This window comes from Peribacillus sp. P4_D6 (assembly GCF_056401795.1).
Window position 1 is genome coordinate 1 of sequence record NZ_JBFUIQ010000311.1, and the last position, 1,648, is coordinate 1,648.

The 1,648-nt window shown below is 41.9% G+C and carries 3 protein-coding genes; all 3 read right to left on the reverse strand.

Going from position 1 to position 1,648, the window contains the following annotated elements; all coding sequences use genetic code 11:
* On the reverse strand, positions 1-297 hold a 297-nt coding region (gene ytfJ / locus AC1DVB_RS27070), incomplete at its 3' end, for a GerW family sporulation protein (protein WP_477591922.1).
* Positions 298-313: 16 nt separating this feature from the next.
* On the reverse strand, positions 314-1,006 hold the full coding sequence (locus AC1DVB_RS27075) for a DUF2953 domain-containing protein (protein WP_230134752.1): 693 nt from the start codon (positions 1,004-1,006) through the stop codon (positions 314-316).
* A 100-nt stretch (positions 1,007-1,106) separates the two neighbouring features.
* A partial coding sequence (locus AC1DVB_RS27080) for an RDD family protein (RefSeq protein ID WP_082609274.1) occupies positions 1,107-1,648 on the reverse strand: 542 nt, incomplete at its 5' end.

The following is a 1,648-nucleotide window of genomic DNA, read 5'->3' on the forward strand; positions in this document are numbered from 1 at the left end:
AATCATTTTCACTCCATGGGAACCGACAATCAAAAAGGCAATTGGTGTTATGGAGACCCCACCGCCGCTACCGCCGCCAAAAGGCTGCTTGGAACCGCCTTGCTGTCCTTGATGGTTTCCATCCATCACAAATTCGCTGCCACCGGCTGCAAAACCAAACCCCACTTTGGATACAGTTAAAATGACACTTCCATCCGGAGTTTCTACCGGATCCCCAATGATCGTGTTCACATCGACCATTTCTTTAAGATTTTCCATCGCTTCTTTCATTAAACCTTGGATCGGATGATCTGACATTTAAATTCCCTCCACTCTAGAACGATTGTTTATTGGAATCACCTGATAGCTTCGCTAATTTACTCGACTTGAAATGCGGCTTTCCGCCTTTCCAATAACGAAGCAGTTTTATTCCAGTCACCATAGCCTGCCCGATTCTGAACTGTAATATGCAGGAAATCGACGTATTTGCCTGCCATCTCTGAAAGTCGGGTGTAATGGAATAGGAGGGCATGATCCGAAAGTTGAAATAGGTTGTCAGCAAACCGATGATTGAACCTTTAAGTGCCCAGCATGCACCAGTTAAAACACCGGTGTGTGCAGCGTTTTTAGTACCGACCTTACTATGCCAGGTGAATTTTTTGACTTGGATTTTCCCAGCGAATTTACGGACGATCTTATGGAATCCGATTATATGCTGAAGCGTTTCCAGAATGTCTGCGAATCCGTCCCGCAAATCTTCGGCTGTGATTTTTTTCATTTCTACCTTATTTGTTTTTCCGTTCATTTCTTGCTCTTTCTTTACTACTGCAGTTCCCGAGTCATCTTCCATTTTTATGACCGGAACCTTGAATGTATAGTGAAAAAGCCCATACCAAGCTGATAATTTAATATGTATTAGGTCATTCGCTTGGACACGCTTGTAGTCGATGGACACTCTTACTTTAGTAAAAATAACAATAAGCAGCACCAAAATGAGGATACCCATAATCATCAAAAGCCACTTCATGCACCTACACCCCTTCAGCCTATCATTATCGGCATATACAAAAAAAAATAAACCTGCAAAAGCGAAAATCACGCTCTTACAGATTTATGAATGGAAGAAATCATCTTCTGATCAACACAACGCCCGTGTCTGCAAAGACATCATGCAAAGCCTGTTTCTTCGGTAATAGGCCTGCCAAGAGATATCCAATCCAGGTTACTTTTGAAATATAGCGGCCAATCAGCTCCCTGAACAATATCGTGCTCCATGAAATGTTTTTTTTCTCTTCCTTCAAGGCAACCACTTTCAGTCCAAAAATCATCTTGCCAAGGGTTTGATTCAAGAATTTGGTCATCAATACAAAGTATAAGAAAAATACGATCCCCGTTAAGAAGCCCTCTGCGGAGAACCAGAGGTCATCTGTCCCTTCATAAAATTTAAAGATGGGATGAATCAAAATCCGGTTCAAGCTTCCAATAACCAATAGATCGGCTAAATAGGCCCAAAACCTCATCCAAAAACCAGCAAAATGCACTTTTTTGACTTCATCATCACCCACAGCCTTTTTGGCTGATGTAAATTCCTGCTGAACGGGAACCTCTTGATCTGCCATTAGATTGGATGAAGCGATTTGTTCATTGTTTTCATTTCTTTCCGTCATCC

Bases quoted from the DNA above. Each gene is read 5' to 3' on its own strand.
- AC1DVB_RS27075 (WP_230134752.1), bottom strand. From the start codon at position 1,006: ATGAAGTGGCTTTTGATGATTATGGGTATCCTCATTTTGGTGCTGCTT.